At 55.0% G+C, this 21,480-nt stretch carries 17 protein-coding genes; 8 read left to right on the forward strand and 9 right to left on the reverse strand.

The genetic code is table 11. The annotated features are described in order from the left end of the window. Positions 1 to 18: 18 nt before the first annotated feature. Both secD and secF read left to right on the forward strand, forming a co-directional pair. Positions 19 to 1,881, forward strand: coding sequence for a protein translocase subunit SecD (secD, locus tag ACM67E_RS08080; RefSeq protein WP_416190950.1), 1,863 nt, complete (start codon positions 19 to 21; stop codon positions 1,879 to 1,881). A gap of 3 nt (positions 1,882 to 1,884) precedes the next feature. Further along, a complete protein-coding gene (secF, locus tag ACM67E_RS08085) occupies positions 1,885 to 2,820 on the forward strand; it encodes a protein translocase subunit SecF (protein WP_416190951.1) in 936 nt (311 codons plus the stop codon). A 198-nt stretch (positions 2,821 to 3,018) separates the two neighbouring features. On the opposite strand, the gene recJ is transcribed toward secF, so the two are convergent. The 3 genes from recJ to yjgA all read right to left on the reverse strand — a co-directional run bounded on the left by recJ (position 3,019) and on the right by yjgA (position 6,205). Next, on the reverse strand, positions 3,019 to 4,761 hold the full coding sequence (recJ, locus tag ACM67E_RS08090; RefSeq protein ID WP_416190952.1) for a single-stranded-DNA-specific exonuclease RecJ: 1,743 nt from the start codon (positions 4,759 to 4,761) through the stop codon (positions 3,019 to 3,021). 117 nt (positions 4,762 to 4,878) lie between these two features. Beyond that, a complete protein-coding gene (locus ACM67E_RS08095; RefSeq protein ID WP_416190953.1) occupies positions 4,879 to 5,580 on the reverse strand; it encodes a hypothetical protein in 702 nt (233 codons plus the stop codon). A gap of 85 nt (positions 5,581 to 5,665) precedes the next feature. After that, the gene (gene yjgA, locus ACM67E_RS08100; RefSeq protein WP_416190954.1) at positions 5,666 to 6,205 is read right to left on the reverse strand and encodes a ribosome biogenesis factor YjgA; all 540 of its coding nucleotides are present in this window, start codon (positions 6,203 to 6,205) and stop codon (positions 5,666 to 5,668) included. A 151-nt stretch (positions 6,206 to 6,356) separates the two neighbouring features. Between yjgA and pmbA the strand changes: the two genes are divergently transcribed. The 6 genes from pmbA (at position 6,357) to ACM67E_RS08130 (ending at position 11,859) form a co-directional block, all read left to right on the forward strand. Continuing rightward, positions 6,357 to 7,688, forward strand: coding sequence for a metalloprotease PmbA (gene pmbA / locus ACM67E_RS08105; protein WP_416190955.1), 1,332 nt, complete (start codon positions 6,357 to 6,359; stop codon positions 7,686 to 7,688). Positions 7,689 to 7,870: 182 nt separating this feature from the next. Beyond that, a complete protein-coding gene (locus ACM67E_RS08110; protein WP_416190956.1) occupies positions 7,871 to 9,043 on the forward strand; it encodes a glycosyltransferase in 1,173 nt (390 codons plus the stop codon). 194 nt (positions 9,044 to 9,237) lie between these two features. Then, on the forward strand, positions 9,238 to 9,675 hold the full coding sequence (rnhA, locus tag ACM67E_RS08115; RefSeq protein WP_416190957.1) for a ribonuclease HI: 438 nt from the start codon (positions 9,238 to 9,240) through the stop codon (positions 9,673 to 9,675). Beyond that, the gene (locus ACM67E_RS08120; RefSeq protein ID WP_416190958.1) at positions 9,672 to 9,869 is read left to right on the forward strand and encodes a hypothetical protein; all 198 of its coding nucleotides are present in this window, start codon (positions 9,672 to 9,674) and stop codon (positions 9,867 to 9,869) included. Before rnhA ends, ACM67E_RS08120 begins: the two co-directional genes overlap by 4 nt. Before the next feature lie 91 nt (positions 9,870 to 9,960). Then, positions 9,961 to 10,359, forward strand: coding sequence for an HIT family protein (locus tag ACM67E_RS08125; RefSeq protein ID WP_416190959.1), 399 nt, complete (start codon positions 9,961 to 9,963; stop codon positions 10,357 to 10,359). A gap of 315 nt (positions 10,360 to 10,674) precedes the next feature. Then, a complete protein-coding gene (locus tag ACM67E_RS08130; protein WP_416190960.1) occupies positions 10,675 to 11,859 on the forward strand; it encodes an LD-carboxypeptidase in 1,185 nt (394 codons plus the stop codon). Between the two features lie 275 nt (positions 11,860 to 12,134). Here ACM67E_RS08130 and ACM67E_RS08135 read toward each other — a convergent pair whose 3' ends face one another. From ACM67E_RS08135 to nusA, 6 genes are all read right to left on the reverse strand, one after another. Next, on the reverse strand, positions 12,135 to 14,132 hold the full coding sequence (locus tag ACM67E_RS08135) for a PhoX family protein (RefSeq protein WP_416190961.1): 1,998 nt from the start codon (positions 14,130 to 14,132) through the stop codon (positions 12,135 to 12,137). Between the two features lie 257 nt (positions 14,133 to 14,389). Next, positions 14,390 to 14,533, reverse strand: a complete 144-nt coding sequence (locus ACM67E_RS08140) for a FeoB-associated Cys-rich membrane protein (protein WP_416190962.1) — start codon at positions 14,531 to 14,533, stop codon at positions 14,390 to 14,392. Beyond that, positions 14,533 to 16,398: a ferrous iron transporter B gene (gene feoB / locus ACM67E_RS08145; RefSeq protein WP_416190963.1), complete on the reverse strand. Its 1,866-nt coding sequence runs from the start codon at positions 16,396 to 16,398 to the stop codon at positions 14,533 to 14,535. Before feoB ends, ACM67E_RS08140 begins: the two co-directional genes overlap by 1 nt. A 179-nt stretch (positions 16,399 to 16,577) precedes the next feature. After that, positions 16,578 to 16,844 (reverse strand): FeoA family protein, encoded by a 267-nt coding sequence (locus ACM67E_RS08150; RefSeq protein ID WP_416190964.1) that lies wholly within the window; start codon positions 16,842 to 16,844, stop codon positions 16,578 to 16,580. Positions 16,845 to 17,159: 315 nt separating this feature from the next. Further along, on the reverse strand, positions 17,160 to 19,949 hold the full coding sequence (gene infB / locus ACM67E_RS08155; RefSeq protein ID WP_416190965.1) for a translation initiation factor IF-2: 2,790 nt from the start codon (positions 19,947 to 19,949) through the stop codon (positions 17,160 to 17,162). A gap of 10 nt (positions 19,950 to 19,959) precedes the next feature. Next, on the reverse strand, positions 19,960 to 21,465 hold the full coding sequence (gene nusA / locus ACM67E_RS08160; RefSeq protein ID WP_416190966.1) for a transcription termination factor NusA: 1,506 nt from the start codon (positions 21,463 to 21,465) through the stop codon (positions 19,960 to 19,962). Between the last annotated feature and the right edge of the window lie 15 nt (positions 21,466 to 21,480).

A 21,480-nucleotide genomic window follows, 5' to 3' on the forward strand; every position in this document is an offset into this window, starting at 1 on the left:
AAAAACTGAAGGTTTCCCATGAACCGTTATCCTTTATGGAAATACCTGCTGATTGCGTTCACGATTATTGTGGCAGTGATTTATGCGCTGCCCAATCTGTTCGGCGAAACGCCTGCGGTACAGGTATCCACCAACCGACAATCCATTGTCATCAACGAACAAACCCAAAGCCGTGTCGAAGCTGCCCTGAAAGCCGCCAATATTCCGACCGACGGCATGTTTGTTGCCGATAATTCTTTGAAAGTGCGCTTTAAAGACGCGGAAACGCAGCTTAAAGCGCGCGATGTGATTGAAAACACCTTGAGCGAAGGTTACATCACCGCGCTGAACCTGCTGGCCGACAGTCCGGAATGGATGGCGAAAATCAACGCTAATCCGATGTTCTTGGGCTTGGACTTACGCGGCGGCGTGCATTTCACCATGCAGGTGGACATGCAGGCGGCGATGCAGAAAACGTTCGAGCGTTACGCCGGCGACATCCGCCGCGAATTGCGCCGTCAAAAAATCCGTATCGGCACCATCCGCCATACGGAAAACAGCTTGACCGTTCCTTTCCAAGATGCGGCCGATGTACAAAAAGCATTGCCGCAGCTGCAGAACCTACTGCCTGAAACCACGCTCACAGCCGAAGGTAATAATGTGGTGCTAACACTGTCTGAAGCGGCGGTCACCAAAATCCGCACCGATGCCGTGAAGCAGAACATCACTACTCTGCACAACCGTGTCAACGAATTGGGCGTGGCCGAGCCGGTGATTCAGCAGTCCGGTGCCGAGCGCATTGTGGTGCAGTTGCCCGGCGTGCAGGATACGGCGAAAGCGAAAGACATCATCGGCCGTACCGCCACTTTGGAAGTGCGCATGGTGGAAGACGATCCGGCGCAGGTTAATGCGGCTTTGAACGGCAATGTGCCGAGCGGTTACGAATTGCTGTACAGCGCAGGCGAACATCCGGAAGCCACATTGGTGAGCAAGCAGGTGGAATTGACGGGCGACAATATCAACGACGCGCAACCGAGTTTCGATGAAATGGGCGCGCCTGCCGTCAGCATTAACTTGGACGGTACCGGCGGCACGATTTTCGGCGAATTGACTGCGGCCAATGTCGGCAAGCGCATGGCGATGGTCTTGATTGACCAAGGCAAGGCCGAAGTGGTTACTGCTCCTGTTATCCGTTCAGCCATTACCGGCGGCCGCGTGCAGATTTCCGGCAGCATGAGCAGCGCGGAAGCCAATGATACTTCACTGCTGCTGCGTGCCGGTTCGCTGGCTGCGCCGATGGAAATCGTGGAAGAGCGCACCATCGGCCCGTCTTTGGGTAAAGAAAACATCGAAAAAGGCTTTAACTCCACATTGTGGGGTTTTGCGGCGGTGGCGGTATTCATGGTGATCTACTACCGCCTGATGGGTGTGTTCTCCACCATCGCCCTGACTGCCAACATCCTGTTTTTGATTGCGATTCTTTCCGCGCTTCAGGCCACTTTGACCCTGCCCGGCATCGCGGCATTGGCTTTGACCTTGGGTATGGCGATTGACTCCAACGTATTGATTAACGAACGTATCCGCGAAGAATTGCGCGCCGGCGTACCCCCGCAGCAGGCAATTAATCTGGGCTACCAACATGCTTGGGCGACCATCGTCGACTCCAACCTGACCTCGCTGATTGCCGGTATTGCCTTGCTGGTATTCGGCTCGGGGCCGGTACGCGGTTTTGCCGTGGTGCACTGTTTGGGTATTTTGACCTCGATGTATTCGTCTGTTGTCGTGTCCCGTGCGTTGGTGAATTTGTGGTACGGCCGCAAGCGCAAACTGCAAAGTATTTCCATCGGTTCGGTATGGAAGCCGGAGCCGGTTGCCTCGAATACCGCGGCGGATAAGGAGTAAAACATGGAATTATTCAGAATCAAACGCGATATTCCATTCATGAGCTACGGCAAACTGACCACGTTTATCTCGTTGGTTACGTTTATTGCCGCGGTGTTTTTCTTGGTTACCAAAGGACTGAATTTCTCGGTGGAGTTTACCGGCGGTACCGTTATGGAAGTGCAGTATCAGCAGGGATCAGATGTCAATCAGACCCGTGAAAAACTCAATACCCTGAATTTGGGTGACGTACAGGTTCAGGCCTTGGGTACCAACAAACACATCATGATCCGCCTGCCGAACAAAGAAGGCGTGCCTTCGGCACAATTGTCGAATCAGGTGATGGATTTGCTGAAACAGAGCAATCCCGATGTCAGTCTGCGCCAAGTCGAGTTTATCGGCCCGCAAGTCGGCGAAGAGCTGGTTACCAACGGCCTGCTGGCTTTGGGCATGGTGGTTGTCGGCATCATCATTTATCTGTCGATGCGCTTCGAATGGCGGTTTGCCGTCGCGGCGATTATCGCCAATATGCACGATATTGTGATTATTCTCGGCTGCTTCGCCTTTTTCCAATGGGAATTCTCTTTAACCGTCTTGGCCGGTATTTTGGCCGTATTGGGTTATTCGGTAAACGAATCGGTGGTGGTGTTTGACCGTATCCGCGAAAACTTCCGCAAACCGGCCATGCGCAGCTACAGCGTGCCGCAAGTGATTGACAACGCGATTACTGCAACCATGAGCCGTACCATCATCACACACGGTTCGACCGAAGCGATGGTGTTGTCGATGCTGATTTTCGGCGGTGCAGCCTTGCACGGTTTTGCCATGGCTTTGACCATCGGTATTGTGTTCGGTATTTATTCGTCGGTTTTGGTCGCCAGCCCGCTGCTGCTGATGTTCGGTCTCAACCGTGAAAACATTTCGAAAACACCGAAGAAAAAAGAAGAAGTGGTGGTGTAACCGCCGCCCTCTTTTCAGACGGCCTTGTTTGTATAAAAGGCCGTCTGAAACCAAAAAAGACACGTCGGATAACGTGTCTTTTTTTGTGTATCGGAAACGGTACTGTTTTATAGTTTGCCTTCATTCAGGCCGTCTGAAAACAATGTTCTGTTTTCAGACGGCCTGAATGATTTCAGTCAAACCTATGAAAACCGGTCGTCATGCCGCCTCCCAATAATCGACATAAAGCTGCAATTCCACATTATTGCGCCATTCGTTAACCACGGGTCGGTAAACTGTGCGGATATATTCCGGGATTTCTTCGCTGCACCGCCAAAACATCGCCTCAAATTCAAAACCTTCTTTCTGCAGCCATACTTTTTTGTGCCGCCCTTCCGCACCCATCGTCTGCTGGCGTACGACATGAAATTCGTCGGTAAAGCTCGGCGGTGCGAAGCCCTGCCCCCATACATGGCGGGCAAGGTTTTTCGCCTGTTCGAGCGTAATGTCGCCTGCGGGCAGGCTGCCGTCGGTAATGAAGGTTTGCGACAAATCGTCTTCGTGCACCATATCGCGCACGGCTTGTTCAAAGGCCGTCTGAAACTTGGGAATATTGCGTTCCAAAATACTCAAGCCTGCCGCCATCGCATGGCCGCCGAATTTCAAAATCAAATCGGGATGGCGTTTGCTGACCAAATCCAGCGCGTCGCGCAGGTGCAGGTTGGGAATCGAACGCCCCGAGCCGCGCACTTCGCCGTTGTCCGCCGGTGCGAACACGATGGTCGGGCGGTAAAAACGGTCTTTCAGACGGCTGGCAACAATACCGACTACGCCCTGATGATAATCGTCGCGGTAGGCAACCAGCGTCGTTTGCGCCTCGGGCAGCGTTTCGGGAAACGAGTTGAGCGCGTCCTGCAGCATGGATTGCTCGATTTCGCGCCGTTCGATGTTCAAATCGTTCAACTGCGCCGCCAATTCCTGCGCCTGCACGTCATTATCGGCCAACAGGCAGGCAATGCCGAGCGACATATCGTCCAACCGCCCGGCCGCATTGATGCGCGGCCCGAGCGCAAAGCCCATGTCGAACGGCTGCGCCTTTTTCCAATCGCGCCGCGCCACTTCAAACAGCGCACGAATCCCCGGCCGCATTTTGCCCTGCCGCATCCGTTTCAAGCCCTGCGACACGAGAATGCGGTTGTTGTGGTCGAGCGCAACCACATCGGCCACCGTCCCCAAAGCCACCAAATCCAACAGCTCGGCCAGATTCGGTTCTGGCAGTTTGTGCGCATGAAGGCCGTCTGAAAAGTTTTTACCGTTTTCAGACGGCCTGAAATAACCCCGCTTGCGCAGTTCCGCACGCAAGGCCGTCAGCACATAAAAAATCACGCCGACACCCGCCAGACTTTTGCTTTCGAAACCGCAGCCGCGCTGGTTCGGATTCACGATGATGCAGTCCGGAATCTGCTCGGCCGGCAGGTGGTGGTCGGTAACGACAACGTCCAAACCCAATTCCTGCGCACGCGCGACACCGGCCAGACTGGCAATGCCGTTGTCCACCGTCAGCAAAAGTTTCGTGCCTTTTTGCGCCGCAATTTCCGCCAGCTCGGGCGTGAGGCCGTAACCGTGTTCGAAACGGTTGGGTACAAGGAAATCCACAACCGCACCCATTGCGCCCAAACCTTTCATTCCGACCGCGCAAGCCGTCGCGCCATCGGCGTCGTAATCGGCCACAATCAGGATTTTTTCCTGTTTCTGCACCGCGTCCGCCAGACGCACCGCCGCCGCTTCACAATTGGCAAGCGACTGGTACGGCAGCAATCCGGCGAGCCTGTCTTCCAATTCCTGCGGCGTCTGCACATCGCGCGCCGCGCACAGCCGCGCAATCAGCGGATCGGCACCTGCGTTAATCAAAGTATTGCAAACCGACTGGTTGACGGGACGGATTTGGATTTTTACGGTCATTTCTGATTTCTTGGATAATTTGTGTTTCAAACGGTTTTCAGACGGCCTCATCGGTTGAGAGGCCGTCTGAAATATCAGGAACGGGAGCAGAACCGCATTCCGGTTAAAAAAGCAGTTTTACCGCTTCATCAGGGAAAACGGCAATATGACGACAGCCAACACAGCATCTCCGGCCAACGTCACCGGTGTCCAAAAGAGATTCCTGGCCAATTTTCCGAAATCGGTGGATTTATGTGTGACGGTATAGTCTACCGACACCGGGAACGGTGTTTCAAAGCGGTAATCGGCACGGTAATTCGGTGGCGATTGGTAAAACTTGCCTGCCGCCGTATCGCAACGCACATAATACGGCGTTTCTTTGCCCTTCTCCGACGACTTGCGCATTTCAAACGACAAGGCTTTCAGCTTGGCAATGTCGTCGGCTTGCACCGTATCATAGCGCAGGCAGAAATCGGTGGTGAAATCATTGCTCTTTGCCGATTTAAGCGTGACGGGAAAACTTTTAAGCGGTTTATGGTCGTATCTGCCGACGATTTGGAAAGCCTTGTCCAGCTTCACGTTCAATACACCCTGAAGTTTGGCCGAATCTTCAGGGTTGACGACAAACCAGTTTTTCGCGCCCATCATCACCAAGCTGCCTTTTTCCAACTGGCTGTTGGCCTGACGCACGACGCCGAACGCCTGAATCTCGTCTTGAGCCGCCTGACGGGTCGTGGTTCTTTCGCTAAACGGATCGTTTTCTCCCCATAAAAACATGGTACAACCGTTTAAAGTCATCACCGCACACATTGCAGCAGCCGTAGTTTTCATCAGCTTCATATTCACGCTCCTCGTTTGGGACAAATCGCTTTTTCAGACGGCCTGTCCTTCAGAGAAGGCCGTCTGAAAACAAAACATTCCGCACTTATCCGTCAATGTTTTCCAAACCTCTGTCGTCTTCATGCACGCCCGCACTGCCTTCCATCACCGCTTTCACTTCCTGAAACAGCGCGCGGAAGCTTTTCGGTGGTTTGTTCTGCTCCTGCTCTTTGCGTGTGTTGCGGATTAAGGTGCGCAGTTTACCGGCATCGGCCTGCGGGTAATCGGCCATGAAAGCGGTGAACGCGTCATCGTCGGCAATCAGGCGTTCGCGCGCCTGCTCGACGCGCTGGAGAAAGGCATTGTGCGCGGCATTGTCGCCGCGCAGCTTGGCCAGATAAGCCTCAATCGGCGCGGGATCGGTATCGCGCATCAGGCGGCCGATGTATTGCGCCTGACGTTTGAGCGCACCGTTGGACGTGATTTTCTTATAGGCCTGCACGGCTTCGTACAAATCCTCGTCCAAACCGATTTTCTTGAGGCTCTCGTTCGACAGCTTGGTCAATTCCATGCCCAAATCCTGCAGATGGTTCATCTGCTTTTTCATCCGGGTTTTGCTGACCCATTCTTCTTCGTTTTCAATCATCTCGTTATTCGATTCGGTAAAATTTTTCAACTGTTGATTTTATCATGAGATGGCTGCGCTGTCGGTTCGATATATTCCGTCAATGACGACATTTTTACCGGGGCCGTCTGAAAACAGTTAAAATAAGCGCAATTTTTTCCGGATAATCTTTATGCTGTTCAACCACTCTCAAGACGAACTGGTTCAACTGTGCGGCCAGACCTTATCGCTGGCGCGGCAATTGGGCGCAACGGCAGCCGAAGCCGATTTCAGCGAGTCGCTCGGCCAAGGCGTGAGCGTGCGCCTGGACGAAATCGAACAAATCGAATTCCAGCAGGACAAATCGCTGGACATTACGGTTTACGTCGGTCAGCGCAAAGGCCGCGCCAGCACCGCCGATTTTTCGCCGCAAGCTTTGCAGGATACGGTTCGCGCCGCCATCGACATTGCCAGGTACACCGCCGAAGACGACTGCGCGGGCTTGGCGGACAAGGATTTGATGGCCACCGAAATCGGCGATCTAGACCGCTACCACGAATGGGATTTGAGCGTGGAAGCCGCCGTCGAACTGGCCAGACAGTGCGAACAGGCCGCACTATCGTCCGATCCGCGTATCGAAAATTCCGAAGGCGCGGGCGTACACACCAGCCATTACCAGTATGTTTACGGCAATTCCCACGGCTTTATGGCGCACCAGCAAGGTACGCGCCACAGTATTTCGTGCAGCGTAGTCGCCGCCGATTCAGACGGCATGCAGCGCGACTATTGGTACGACGCGGCCTGCCGCCACGAAGACATGGACAGCCCCGAATCCATCGGCCGCACGGCCGCCGAACGCACCGTCCGCCGTCTCGACAGCCGCAGCCTGCCGACCGGAACGTATCCCGTCCTGTTCGACACCACCGTGGCCGGCGGCTTAATCGGCCACCTGGTCGGCGCACTCAGCGGCGGCGCGCTCTACCGCCAGAGCAGCTTTTTAATCGGCAGTCTGGGCAAACAGATCCTGCCCGGTTTCGTCAACCTGCGCGAAGAACCGCATATTCCGCGCGCATCCGGCAGCACCTATTTCGACTCCGAAGGCGTCGCCACCCGTCCGCGTTTCCTGATTGAAAACGGCGTCGTGCAAGGCTATCTGTTGAGTAGCTACAGCGCACGAAAACTCGGCATGACGACCACGGGCAACGCCGGCGGCGCGCATAACCTGTATCTCAACCACACCCACGCGACTCAAGCCGACCTGCTCAAAGAAATGGGCACGGGCCTGCTGGTCACGGAACTGATGGGACAAGGCGTGAACACCATCACCGGCGACTACTCGCGCGGCGCGGCAGGGTTCTGGGTGGAAAACGGCGTGATTGCCTACCCCGTTCACGAAATCACCATCGCCGGACGCCTGCAGGACATGTACCTGAACATTGTCGGCATTGCCGACGATGCCCTGCGCCGCTCGTCCAACAAAATCGGTTCGGTACTGATTAGCGAAATGACCGTAGCAGGAGAATAAACCTCAGGATTCATCAAAGGCCGTCTGAAAATGAGCGCAGCGAATTTCGCTAAAACCCGTTGCGCTCATTTTCAGACGGCCTCATGATTCCGCCGCAAAATATCCATTCCTGATTGAATTATTTTCCCTTCTTCAGGTCTGATTGGTTTCAATCATTTCCCGTCTATTTTTAGGAACCGTCCATGCACGTTGCCGTTATCCCTTCCTGGTATCCGAAATCCGATCAAGACGTTGATGGAATTTTTTTCAGGACACAAGTCCACGGTTTGCAGAAAAACAGCAAAATCAGTCAAGTCAGCGTCATCGTACCGATGTTCCGCCACCTGCGCGCCCAGCCCGACACTTTGCTCAAAGGCCCTTACGGGCTGAGAAAATACAAAGAAAACCAAATAGATGTCTATGCCTACGACGGCATGTACCTGTTCCCCCGTTCGCCCTTCATCGATTTGAACCGCGTACTGTGGGTTCGAGCCGGTATGAAGGCATTCGAAACCTACATCAAAGAAAACGGCAAACCCGACCTGATACATGCGCACGTGGTCAATTACGCCGGCATTCTGGCCTGCAAAATCTCCCAAAAATACGGCATCCCCTACGTCATCACCGAACACAGCAGCACCTACGCGCGCGACTTAATCCGCACCGACCAATGGCCGGCCATGCGTGAAGCGGCTCAAAATGCGTCCGCACTTTATGCCGTCAGCCGCGATTTTGCCGCACTGCTCAATCAAAAATACCCCGGTACGCAATGGTCATACCTGCCGAATATCTTGGGTAAAAATTTCGCCGAACCTTTTGATTTCCCCGAAAAAACAAACCGCGACTTTACCTTCTGCTCCGTATCCCACCTGCGCCGTCTGAAAGGACACGACCTGCTCTTGCCCGCCTTTGCCGAGGCCCTGAAAAAATATCCTGATTTGAAACTCAAAATCGGCGGCGCAGGCCCCGAAGCCGACAACCTCCGCCAATTGGCCGAACAGTTGGGCATTCAAAATTCCGTTACCTTTTTAGGCGCACTCGAAACCGGTGAAGTGTTGGATCTGATGCGCCGAAGCGATGCATTCGTCTTGGCCAGCCGCACGGAAACCTTCGGCGTGGTCTTTATCGAAGCCTTGTCGCAGGGTTTGCCGGTGATTGCCACCGAATGCGGCGGTCCGCAATCGATTGTGCAGCCGGACAACGGTTTCCTGATTCCGACCGAAAACACCGACGCGCTCGCCGACGCCCTGATTCAACTCTACGAAAACCGCGACCGTTTTTCAGCGCAACAACTGCGGCAGGACTGTTTGGCCGAATTCGGCGAAGAAGCGGTTATCGGCAAACTGGTGGCCAAATTCGAAGAAATCCTGACCTGATCTGCCCGACCGCATTCCGGAGGCCGTCTGAAAATTTCAGCGCAACCCGCTGCGCTCGTTTTAGCGAAACTCGCTGCGCTCGTTTTAGCGAAACTCGCTGCGCTCGTTTTCAGACGGCCTTTTTGATTCCGCCAACCGTCCGATTCGGGCGGCTTGTGTTATGATGCCGCAGTCGTCAGCTTCAGAGATTTTTTATGGACAAAACCGTTTACCTTTACACCGACGGCGCCTGCAAAGGCAACCCGGGCGCAGGCGGCTGGGGCGTGCTGATGCGCTACGGCGGACACGAAAAAGAACTGTCCGGCGGCGAAGCCGAAACCACCAACAACCGCATGGAACTCACCGCCGTCATCGAAGGCCTGCAAAGCCTGAAACGCCGCTGCACGGTACAAATCTGCACCGATTCGCAATACGTCAAAAACGGCATGGAAAGCTGGATACACGGCTGGAAGAAAAACGGCTGGAAAACCGCCGCCAAAAAGCCGGTGAAAAACGACGACTTATGGAAACGGCTCGACGAGCTGGTGCAGCAGCACGATGTCAAATGGACTTGGGTCAAAGGACACGCCGGACACGCAGAAAACGAACGCGCTGATGAATTGGCCAACCGCGGCGCAGCGCAGTTTTTGTGAAACGCGGGCAAACCGTCCGCACCGATTCGGTTTGCAAAGGCCGTCTGAAAACGAGCGCAGCGGGTTTCGCTAAAACGAGTGCAGCGAGTTTCGCCAAAACGAGCATAGCAAGTTTCGCCAAAACGAGCGCAGCGGGCTTCGCTAAAAAATTTCAGACGGCCTTGCTGACACGGCAAACCGCCGCATTTTTCTAAAGTTATGTCAAAGGCCGTCTGAAAAGATGATTCAGACGGCCTTTTCCCTTAAAATACGCACTTTCATTCGATTGATTTCGCAAGGATTGCCATGACCTGCCCGATTTGTCATGCGGAAAACGAAGACATTCTGCTGCAAACGCCGAACCTGCGCGTGATTGCCGTCCACAACGAAGCCGGTTCGCCCGCCTTCTGCCGCGTGATTTGGCAGGCGCATGCCGCCGAGATGACCGATTTGCCGAAAGCGCAACGCGACGAACTCATGGACATGGTGTACCGCGTGGAATCGGCCATGCGCCAAGTGCTGCGGCCTGCGAAAATCAATTTGGCAAGCTTGGGCAATGTCGTGCCGCACCTGCATTGGCATGTGATAGCGCGTTTTGAAAATGACGCAAACTTTCCTGCGCCGATTTGGGCACCTGCCGTGCGCAGCCACGGAATGACCCTGCCGCAGGATTGGGCGCAACAGGTTAAAGCCCTGCTGAATTGAATTTCAGACGGCCTTAAAAAGGGCAAGCTGTCCGAAACTGCCCTGTTTTTCGGACAACGCCCTATCCGCACAACCCCCGTTTTCGTTTTTCAGACGGCCTTACCTGACGACAGGCAGAAGGTCTGTGTACAATCCGGATTTATACGGTTCGAAGTTACAGCAGCGCATAACGGCGAAACGTGCCAAAAGGATTTTCCAAAACCGCAGGCCGTCTGAAAACCCGATGATTCCGTTTTACCGATTACCAACAGACAGGCCGTCTGAATTTCAGATGGCCTGCGGCGGAACCCTCCGCCCCGTCAAAAAGGATGTTTTATGTCTTGGAACCCCACCCGCCGCCATTTCCTGCGCGCCTCGGCCGCCATCGCCGGTGCAGGGCTGTTGCAGGCCTGCGGCACAAGCTCCACCTCCAAACCCACCGTCAACCGTACCCCTGCGAGAAGCCAAACCGTGCCACCCCGTTCCCAAACCGCCCGTTCCGGCGACAATGTTTTGCGCGTCGTCGCCCCTTCCGGCTTTGCCGAATCTTACGACCGCGTCAATGTCGGCCTGACCCGACTGTACAACGCCGGTTTCACCGTAACCAACCAACAGGCCGGTTCGCGCCGCTACCAGCGTTTTGCCGGAACCGACACCGAACGCATCAACGATTTCCAAGAAGTCGCCACCGGCCGCGTGAAAACGCCGAAAGTATTGATGGGCTTGCGCGGCGGCTACGGTGCGGCGCGGCTGCTGCCGAGCATTGATTTTGCTTCCTTGGGCGAGCGGATGCGCGAACGCGGTACACTGTTTATCGGCTTCAGCGATGTCTGCGCCGTCCAGCTTGCGCTGCTGGCCAAAGGCAATATGATGAGTTTCGCCGGGCCGATGGTGTACAGCGAATTCGGCAAACCCGATCCGAGCGTTTATACGATGGATTCGTTTATCCGCGGTACCACCAATTCGGTCAACACCATCGATGTCGCCGCCATCCAGCGCAGTGACGTCAACGTAGAAGGCACGCTGTGGGGCGGCAACCTGAGCGTGTTGGCGAGCCTGGCCGGTTCGCCCTATATGCCCGACATCGACGGCGGCATTCTGTTTATCGAAGACGTGGGCGAGCAGCCCTACCGTATCGAGCGTATGCTGAACACGCTTCATCTGGCGGGCATCCTGCAAAAACAGCGCGCCATCATTTTCGGCGATTTCCGCATGGGCACCATCCGTGATATTTACGACTCGAGCTATGATTTGTCGGCGGTCATCAACCAAATCAGCCGCGTCACGCGCGTGCCGGTGTTGAGCGGCTTCCCGTTCGGCCACATTACCAACAAAGCCACTTTCCCGCTGGGTGCACACGCCAAAGTCCGCAGCACCGGCAACGGCGGCTATTCAGTAACCTTCAGCGGCTACCCGACCCTGCAGGCCGCCAGCCTCAGCCTCGACGCCCTGCTGCCGCCGCCGATGCCGGTTTACGAACCCGCGTCGTACAATACGATTATCGAAGAAGTCATCGAATAATCCGGTGTAAAGACACCGAAAGGCCGTCTGAATTTTCAGACGGCCTTTATTTGTTTTTTATTGTTTCGGAGACCGATTTCAGACGGCCTTCATGCTTCGTTTGGAAAGCCGGCACGCTATTCTGCCGCAAAACCGCAATTTGGCAGCCCGCAAACGCTCCGTGCGAAATGTTGCTTATCAAAAGTGATTGAAAGGCCGTCTGAAAACAGCGTTTCCCTGTTTTCAGACGGCCTTTGCTGCCGAACCGGATTCAGGTTGAACCTTATCCGAACGGTTTAACTGCCAATAACGCCGCCGTCGTTTTTGGTGATCACCACCGTTGCCGCGCGCGGACGCCCGCCGCGTATGCCGTCCGGCCACGACGATACGGCTTTCGGGTTGGTCGGATCGGATGAACCTTTAGAAGGCTCGCCCGGGTGTTGGATGTTGACAAACAGCGTTTTGTTGTCGGGGGTAAACGCAATGCCGGTGACTTCCGAGCCGTTCGGCGCGGTCAGGAAGCGGCGGTATTCGCCGGTGCCCGGAATGGTGGCGACCACTTGGTTGTTGCCCATGCCGGCGTATTCTTTCATGTTGAGCGTGGATGTCGATACGTCGGTTTGAATCCACAATACACCGCGGTGGTCGAATGCCAAACCGTCGGGGCTGCCGAACGCGTCGCCGCTGATGTTGCCGCGGTGCGCTTCTTTTTCGGCATCGGGTTTGCCCGCCATCACCAGAATATCCCATTTGAACGAGGTTTTCGTGCCGTCGCCGTCGGCCTCCTGCCAATGGATGATGTGGCCGAAGAGGTTATTGTTGCGCGGATTGGCCGCGTCTGCACCCGGTTTGCCTTCTTTGCCGCGTTCGCTGTTGTTGGTCAGCGTGCAGTACAGGCTGCCCGATTGGAACGGATCGGCGGAAATCCATTCCGGACGATCCATTTTGGTGGCGCCGACTTTGTCCGCCGCCAAACGGGTTTTCACCAGCAGTTCGCCCTGGTCGGCAAAGCCGTTTTCCGCGGTCAGACCGTTTTGGCCGTGCACCAGCGGCAGCCAGTCGCCGCTGCCGTCTTCATTGAAGCGCGCCACATAGAGCGTGCCTTCTTCCAGCAGACGCATATTGGCGGCGCGGTGTTGTTCGCCCGGCTGATAGCGGTTTTTAGAAACAAATTTATAAATGTATTCAAAGCGTTGGTCGTCGCCCATGTACACCGCCACGCGGCCGCTCGGGGTAACGGTCAGCTCCGCGCCTTCGTGTTTGATGCGTCCCAAGCCGGTGTGTTTGCGCGGCGTGGATTTCGGATCGAACGGGTCGATTTCGACCACCCAGCCGAAGCGGTTCGGCTCGTTCGGGTTTTTGCTGCTGTCGAAACGCTCGTCCACCTTGCTCCACAAATAATCGCTTTCTTCTTTGCCGATGCCGTAGCGTTTTTCCAAAGGCGTGATTTCACCGCTGTTGTTGGTGAAAATATCGCTCCAGTTTTCTTCGCAGGTCAGGTAAGTGCCCCACGGCGTGCGGCCGTTGGCGCAATTCTGCATGGTACCCAGCACCAGCGCGCCCTGGCTGTCGGCGGCGGTGCGCATCAGCTTGTGGCCGCGTGCCGGGCCGGTCACGCTCATCGGCGTGTTGGCGGTAATGCGGCGGGCAAACGGCGACGGGCGCACTACCTGCCAACCGTTGGCGGCACGGCGCACTTCCACCACGGAAATACCCATCGCGTTTTGGCCTTTGCGTGCTTTTTCCAGCGACCAGTTGGCCGTGCCGTCGGGGAACAGCAAACCGTTGTCGATGTATTCGTGGTTCATCGCCAACAGGCCGCGGTCGGAGGTTTGCGAACCTAAAGGCAGGGCGAAAAACGACATGCCGTCGTGGTGCATACCGGCCTGCGCCGCCTGCTCGGCCGCGCTGTTGCCCGCATTGCTTTTAAAAGCAGGCATATTGCCGGCGATGCCGGTGCTCGCGCCCCACGGATACAGGACTTGCGCGGTATAACCTTCCGGCACAACCACTTTGTCTTTGGTCGAAAACGATACGCTCTTGAAGCCCAATGCGGTCGCGCGCGGAAAACGCGGTATGGGTTGGAAACGTGCCGCCTCGGTTGCGGCTTGCGCTTCGTTGCTCATCAAACCCAAAGGCAGTATGCCGGTTACGCCCAATGCGCCGAAACCCTGCAATACGCTGCGGCGCGACAGGCGGGCGTCCATGATTTGAGAAAACGCCGGATTGCCGCTGCGGTTGTCGATGTCTTCGGCGTGTGACTTTTTGATGGTGCCGGTAAATGGTTTGCCCATGATATTCCCTATTCAGATATGTTTCAGACGGCCTAATCTACAAAAGCCGCAAAGCTTTTCAGACGGCCTGCTACTTAATAACCGCAGGCAGTTTAGCAAGGGAATGTGACAATGATGTGACGGCTTGAAGGTGGTTCGGACACGCAGAGGCCGTCTGAAAACGGTCAGCGGGTCACGCCAAACTTTTCAGACGGCCTCCTCGGCCAAAACGATACGGCATTCTGTTCAGGAAAATCCACCGGTACGGCCGCAAGACTTCAATGGCAGCCGCCTTTTTTGCCACCGCAACCGCTGCAGCCGTCGCACTCCGACGGTTTGGTTTTGGATTTGAACACAAAATGCCTCAACACATAAACCACGCATCCCAACACGATGATGCCGACGATTATATTCTGTACCATCACAATATCCTCGAGCTGATTTGATAAACGACAAAAGCAAAGAAATAGGCCAATGCAAACAAATAACCGGTAATCAGAAGCGTATCGCGCATGGAATTGGTCTCACGCTTGATGACGGCCAGCGTCGCCATGCACATCGGTGCATAAATATACCATGCCAAGAAGGCAAACGCAGTCGGCAAGCCCCAATTGTCATGCACAATCGGGATCAAGGCCGTCTGAACCGCATCTTCCGAAGCCGCGCCCACAGCATACACCGTTCCCAACGCCGCCACCACCACTTCGCGTGCGGCAATGCCCGGAATCATAGCGATACACATCTGCCAAGTGAAACCCAGCGGAGCGAATATCGGCTGTATCCAACGGCCGAGCGTTCCGGCATAGCTGTAATCGATGGCCGCTCCCGTCGCGCCTTCCGGCATGGCCGGGAAGCTGACCAATGCCCACAAGATGACGGACAAGGCGAAAATAATCGTACCGGCGCGTTTCAAAAAGGCTTTGACCCTGTCCCACAGGCTGACGGTAATGTGTTTGAAATTCGGCATACGGAACGTCGGCAGTTCCATCAGCAGCGGAAACGTGCGGATTTTTCCCTGTCCTGCGGCAAACCGCTTCATCACCCAAGCTGCCAGCGCAGCCGACAGAATACCGGCCAGATACAGGCCGAACAGGGTCAGCCCTTGCAGGTTGAATATACCCCAAACGGTTTTATCGGGAATGACCGCCGCAATAATCAGCGCGTAAACAGGCAGCCGCGCCGAACAGGTCAGCAGCGGCGCAATGGCGATGGTGACCAAGCGTTCGCGCGGATTGGGTATCGTGCGCGCGGACATCACCGCCGGTACCGCGCAGGCGAAACTCGACAGCAGCGGAATGAATGCCCGTCCGGACAAGCCGGTTTTAGCCAAAACGTTGTCCAGCAGAAACGCGGCGCGCGGCAGATAGCCCGAATCTTCCAGCAGCAGGATAAAGGCAAACAGAATCGCAATTTGCGGCAAAAAGACCAACACGCTGCCCAAACCTGCAATCACGCCGTTAATCAGCAAGTCCTGCAACAACCCTGCCGGCATGACGGAAGCCACCCATTCGCCCAATGCGCCGAACATGCCTTCGATGGCATCCATCAACGGCGCCGACCAGGAATAGACGGCCTGAAACACCAGCAGCAGAATCGCCAGCAGAATCACGACACCCCACACAGGATGCAGAAACAGCGCGTCCAAACGGCGGTGCCATTCGGGCAATACCATTTCCGTGCGGACAACCTGTTTGAGAATGTCTTCGACTTCCTGATAGAGCTGCTCGCTGTCTAAAGCCTCCAATGTTTCCAACACATCTTCGCTTTTCGGTAAAACGGGGGTTTCGTGCGCCAATTCCAACGCGGCCTGATAGACCGCCTCGACAGACTCCGAACGAACCGCCGCCGTTTCCAAAACCTTCACGCCCAGCAGCCGGCTGAGTTTGTCCGCATCAATATTCAGGCCGCGCGATTTGGCGACATCAATCATGTTCAAAGAAACCACCATCGGCAACCCTAAGGTTTTGAGTTCCAAAATCATGCGCAGCGTCATGCGCAAATTGGTCGCATCGGCCACCGCAATCACCGCATCAGGCCGCTTGCCCAATTTACCGATGACGACATCGCGGGCAACCGTCTCGTCGGGGCTGGTTGTCCGCAGGCTGTATGTGCCGGGCAAATCAATGACGCGGTTTTCAGGATGTCGGACAAACACCCCTTCCCGCCGGTCGACCGTTACGCCCGGGTAATTGGCAACTTTGGCATTCGCACCGGTCAAACCGTTAAATAATACGGTCTTACCGCAATTGGGCGCGCCGACCAGCACGTAATAACGTATGTGCTTCATAAGCTTCTCCCGACGGCATCAAGGCCGTCTGAAATAACATTCGGAACCTGCGCAACGGCATCCGTCAACATTTCCCAAGCTGCCTGCCGTATTGGGTCTGACGATGCTGGCTTTCCACATTACAGATACGCATAACGGCTGCCTGTAATCATGCGCATCCGGAATATCCCGTTCCGACTTTATCCGTCCACCATACGGCAGAGAATTTTACGCGCCTCGCCCGTACGCAGCGAAAATTGCGACTGATTGCCCAATCGCACCGCATAAGGCCCTTTACCAAGCCAACCCGTCGAAATCACCATCAACGGCATCCCGGGCGAGAACCCCAAATCCGCCAGCCTGCGGCTGACGACAGAATCCAATTCTCCGAATTCCGGGTTATCGCCGATTGAATCAATGTGCGCCCGACTGCCTTTAGCCAACTGAGTCAATAAAACCGCTGCCATGACACTATCCTTTGATTTAATTTAATTTAAATAGAAATAGTTTTTATTTATTATAATACTATTGAAAAATCCAAACAACCGGATTAATCATGTCTAAGACTAAAAAACCTTTGCAGCCTGAAGCCTTTATAAGTTTTTTCTCATTCATTCATGACAAAACCAAAGCCATGAATGGCATTGTTCCACCCGTAAACGGAAAGGTATGCGGATATTTGAAGCAATCCTTTATCCGATTATGCCCATAAAAAAACCGTACCCTTCCGATTGGGAAAGGTACGGTTTCAGACGGCCTGTTCAGACCGGGTCAATGCCTGTTTACAGAGAACGCGCCACTTCGACAATATCGAAACATTCGAGCTGGTCGCCTTCCATGATTTCGTTGAAGCCTTTCAGCATCAAGCCGCATTCAAAGCCCATGCGGACTTCTTTGACATCGTCTTTGTAGCGTTTCAACGAAGCCAGTTCGCCGGTATGGATAACGACGTTGTTGCGGATCAGGCGGACATGCGAATCGCGTTTGACCACACCGTCGGTCACCATACAGCCTGCGATATTGCCGACTTTGGATACGGTAATGACTTGGCGGATTTCCACGGTACCGGTTACCTGTTCTTTTTCCTCAGGTGCCAGCATACCGCTCATTGCCGCTTTCACATCATCGATGGCATCGTAAATGATGTTGTAGTAGCGGATTTCGACACCGTCATTTTCAGCCAACTTACGGGCCGACGCATCAGCACGCACGTTAAAGCCGATAATCACCGCGCCGGAAGCAATGGCCAAGTTGACGTCGCTCTCGGTAATGCCGCCGACGCCGCTGTGCAATACATTGACCTTGACTTCGTCGGTCGACAGTTTTTTCAGACTGCCCGACAAGGCTTCGTAAGAGCCTTGTACGTCGGCCTTGATGATGACCGACAGCGATTGCGCCTGACTCTCGCCCATGTTATTGAACATGTTTTCCAGTTTGGCAGCCTGCTGTTTCGCCAAACGCACATCACGGTATTTGCCTTGACGGAACAGAGCGATTTCACGCGCTTTTTTCTCGTCGGCCAACACCATGGCATCTTCGCCGGCATTCGGCACATCGGACAAGCCCAAAATCTCTACCGGAATCGAAGGCCCTGCTTCATTAATCGGTTTGCCGTTTTCATCGCTCATGGCACGGATTTTACCGAAAGCCGTACCGGCCAACAGCATATCGCCTTTTCGCAGCGTACCGCTTTGTACCAGCAGCGTAGCCACTGCGCCGCGACCTTTGTCCAAACGCGCTTCGACGATGATGCCTTTGGCCGGCGTTTCCACCGGAGCAGTCAGTTCCAATACTTCCGCTTCCAGCAACACCGCTTCCAACAAAGCATCAATGTTGATGCCCTGTTTGGCCGACACATTCACGAATTGGACATTACCGCCCCATTCGTCCGGCACCACTTCGTGCGCAGTCAACTCTTGGCGGATGCGTTCCGGATTGGCCGTATCCTTATCGATTTTATTGACCGCAACCACAATCGGCACACCGGCCGCTTTGGCGTGGGCAATCGCTTCGATGGTTTGCGGCATCACACCGTCGTCGGCGGCCACCACCAGAATCACGATGTCGGTTGCTTTCGCACCGCGCGCGCGCATGGCGGTAAACGCTTCGTGACCAGGGGTATCCAGGAAAGTAATCACGCCGCGCGGGGTTTCCACATGGTAGGCACCGATGTGCTGCGTGATACCGCCCGCTTCGCCCTGCACCACTTTGGCGCGGCGGATGTAGTCGAGCAGCGATGTTTTACCGTGGTCGACGTGACCCATTACGGTAACGACAGGCGGACGCGGCAGCAATTCGGCCTCGACCGACTCGGCATTCTCATCCAGAAACGCTTCCGGATCATCGGCGGCAGCCGGTTTGCCGATGTGGCCGAGCTCTTCCACCACAATCAGCGCGGTATCTTGGTCAATGGATTGGTTGATGGTCACCATCATGCCCATTTTCATCAGGGCTTTCACCACTTCTACGCCCTTAACGGCCATTTTGTGCGCCAAATCGGCTACGGTAATGGTTTCCGGAATCAGCACTTCATGCACCACCGGTTCGGTCGGAGCCTGGAATGCATGTTGGTTCGGCTCCAACTTCAGCTGTTTCTTGCCTTTTTTGCCGCCGCGGACGCGCTCGTCTTGGCCGTTATTTTGGTTGCGGCCGCCTTTGGCATTTTTGCCGCCGCGCGGACGGGTATCCGCGTCATCACGGTTGTTGCGGCGGTCGTCTTTCTTGCCGCGCGCAGGATTGCCCGGTTTGTCGCTGTCGGCCGCTTTTTCAGACGGCTTAGCCGGTTTGGAAGGCTTGGCCGAACGGATTTCACCGGTTTTACCTTCCTTCGCTTCTTGCGCAGCCTGCTGTTTTACAGCCTCACGGCGCGCCTGACGCTCTTGTTTCTCGCGCAACAGGGCTTCCTGTGCCGCACGCAGTTTGGCCGCACGCTCGGCCTCTTCGTCGCGCGCAGCCTGCTCCGCTTCGCTCACCACAGGTTTAGGGGCTTCGGTTACGGCTGCTTTTTTCGGCGCATCTTTGGCTTTTTGCTGCGGTTTGTCCTGTTTCGGTTTGGCAGCAGGTTTGGCTTTTTCTTCTGCTTTGTTTTCAGACGGCACCGGCTCTTGTGAAGCGGCTTTGCTTTCTTGCGTTTTGGCTTGCGCCGCTTTCAGACGGGCTGCCTCTGCTTCGGCTTTCGCACGCTCGGCCGCTGCTTTCTCGGCAGCCTCTTTTTCGGCTTGGGCTTTTTGCGCCTGCTCGGCCTCTGCCGCTTTCTGCGCGGCCGCTTTGGATTTCGCTTCGGCTGCGATTTCCTCTGCCGAAGGAATACTTACCGCACGGCTGCGGCGGCGGGTTTCCACTTTGACGCCGTCAACGGTGCTGACTTCTTTTTTGGTGCGGCGGATACTGATGGTCGCATCATCGCTGCCGTTCTGCTTTTTCAGATATTGTGCCAGCAGCTGCTTGTCTTCCAAAGTCAGGGAATCGCTACCGTTGCTTTTATTGACGCCGGCACTTTGCAACTGCTTCAGCATCACGTCGACGGATTTGTTCATTTCGGCGGCAAATTGTTCTACGGTTGTGTTGCTCATCTATACCCCCTTAGTTGTTTTCTTCGGTGAACCAATGCTCGCGCGCCGCCATAATGACTTTTTTGGCTTCGTCTTCGGTCACACCGGTAATTTCAATCAATTCATCCACGGACAATTCGGCCAAATCGTCACGCGTCGCAATGCCTGCCTGCGCCAGATCGCGCAACATGTCCGAATCCAAACCGTCAAGATTGCGCATGTCTTCCGACACATCGGCCAGTTTTTCTTCGGAGGCAATCGCCAAAGTCAGAATCGCATCGCGCGCGCGGTTGCGCAGGATTTCGACAGTTTCCTCATCGAAACCTTCGATTTCCAACAGTTCGGCCGCAGGTACGTAAGCCACTTCCTCCAAGGTTGCAAAGCCTTCCTGTACCAAAATATCCGCGGTTTCCTCATCGATTTTCAGATGGCCTGTAAACAGTTCGCGGATGGCGGCATCTTCGGCGGCATTGCGCTCGTCGGCTTCCGACACGGTCATGATGTTCAGCTGCCAACCGGTCAAATCCGATGCCAGACGCACATTTTGGCCGCCACGTCCGATGGCCAGCGCCAGTTGGTCTTCCGCCACAATCACATCAACGGAATGTTTGTCTTCGTCAATCAAAATGCGGCTGACTTCGGCAGGAGACAAGGCGTTAATCACAAATTGCGCGGTTTCAGACGACCACAACACCACATCGATACGCTCGCCCGACAGTTCGTTGCTCACGGCATTCACACGCGAACCGCGCACGCCGATACATGTACCTTGAGGGTCGATGCGTTGGTCGTTGGCTTTGACCGCCACTTTCGCGCGTTGACCCGGGTCGCGTGCAACCTCGCGGATTTCCAGCAGGCCGTCTGCAATTTCCGGCACTTCCTGTTCATACAGTTTTGCCAGAAAATCGCCGGAGGTACGGCTCAAAATCACTTGTTTGCGGCCGGTATTGCCGATTTCCTCCACGCGCAAGAACAATGCGCGGATACGGTCGCCGTTGCGGAAATTTTCACGCGGAATCATTTGGTCGCGCGGAATCAGCGCATCCAACTTACCGGAAATCACTTCGACGATGATACCGTGACGCTCGACGCGTTTCACCGTACCCATAATGATGTCTTCTTTTTTCGCAAGGAATTCATTCAGGATCTGCTCGCGCTCGGCATCACGGATGCGTTGCAGGATAATCTGTTTGGCGGTTTGGGCGGCCTGGCGGCCGAAACCTTCGTTTTCCAGCTGCTCTTCGTAATATTCGCCGATTTGGATATCCGTACCCGGAATTTCTTCCTGAATTTCTTCAATGGTTTTTTCCACATCCGGATAGGTGTAGTCTTCGTCGGCCACAATCAGCCAACGGCGGTAGGTATGGTATTCGCCGGTATCGCGGTCGATTTCCACACGCACGTCCATATGTTCGCGGTTGGCTTTTTTCTTGGCTGCGGTCGACAGCGCAAACTCCAAAGCCTGGAACACCACTTCCGTTTCTACATTTTTCTCGCTTGCCAACGCTTCGGCAAGTTGCAACATCTCACGACTCATCTTCAGAATCTCCGT

It is taken from the genome of Neisseria sp. CCUG12390 (assembly GCF_047837985.1).
Taxonomy (GTDB): Bacteria; Pseudomonadota; Gammaproteobacteria; order Burkholderiales; family Neisseriaceae; genus Neisseria.

What these genes read in the sequence shown, in the direction of transcription:
- secD (WP_416190950.1), top strand. Translation starts at nt 19, where the DNA reads ATGAACCGTTATCCTTTATGGAAATACCTGCTGATTGCGTTCACGATT.
- secF (WP_416190951.1), top strand. Translation starts at nt 1,885, where the DNA reads ATGGAATTATTCAGAATCAAACGCGATATTCCATTCATGAGCTACGGC.
- recJ (WP_416190952.1), bottom strand. Translation starts at nt 4,761, where the DNA reads ATGACCGTAAAAATCCAAATCCGTCCCGTCAACCAGTCGGTTTGCAAT.
- ACM67E_RS08095 (WP_416190953.1), bottom strand. Translation starts at nt 5,580, where the DNA reads ATGAAGCTGATGAAAACTACGGCTGCTGCAATGTGTGCGGTGATGACT.
- yjgA (WP_416190954.1), bottom strand. Translation starts at nt 6,205, where the DNA reads ATGATTGAAAACGAAGAAGAATGGGTCAGCAAAACCCGGATGAAAAAG.
- pmbA (WP_416190955.1), top strand. Translation starts at nt 6,357, where the DNA reads ATGCTGTTCAACCACTCTCAAGACGAACTGGTTCAACTGTGCGGCCAG.
- ACM67E_RS08110 (WP_416190956.1), top strand. Translation starts at nt 7,871, where the DNA reads ATGCACGTTGCCGTTATCCCTTCCTGGTATCCGAAATCCGATCAAGAC.
- rnhA (WP_416190957.1), top strand. Translation starts at nt 9,238, where the DNA reads ATGGACAAAACCGTTTACCTTTACACCGACGGCGCCTGCAAAGGCAAC.
- ACM67E_RS08125 (WP_416190959.1), top strand. Translation starts at nt 9,961, where the DNA reads ATGACCTGCCCGATTTGTCATGCGGAAAACGAAGACATTCTGCTGCAA.
- ACM67E_RS08130 (WP_416190960.1), top strand. Translation starts at nt 10,675, where the DNA reads ATGTCTTGGAACCCCACCCGCCGCCATTTCCTGCGCGCCTCGGCCGCC.
- ACM67E_RS08135 (WP_416190961.1), bottom strand. Translation starts at nt 14,132, where the DNA reads ATGGGCAAACCATTTACCGGCACCATCAAAAAGTCACACGCCGAAGAC.
- ACM67E_RS08140 (WP_416190962.1), bottom strand. Translation starts at nt 14,533, where the DNA reads ATGGTACAGAATATAATCGTCGGCATCATCGTGTTGGGATGCGTGGTT.
- feoB (WP_416190963.1), bottom strand. Translation starts at nt 16,398, where the DNA reads ATGAAGCACATACGTTATTACGTGCTGGTCGGCGCGCCCAATTGCGGT.
- ACM67E_RS08150 (WP_416190964.1), bottom strand. Translation starts at nt 16,844, where the DNA reads ATGGCAGCGGTTTTATTGACTCAGTTGGCTAAAGGCAGTCGGGCGCAC.
- infB (WP_416190965.1), bottom strand. Translation starts at nt 19,949, where the DNA reads ATGAGCAACACAACCGTAGAACAATTTGCCGCCGAAATGAACAAATCC.
- nusA (WP_416190966.1), bottom strand. Translation starts at nt 21,465, where the DNA reads ATGAGTCGTGAGATGTTGCAACTTGCCGAAGCGTTGGCAAGCGAGAAA.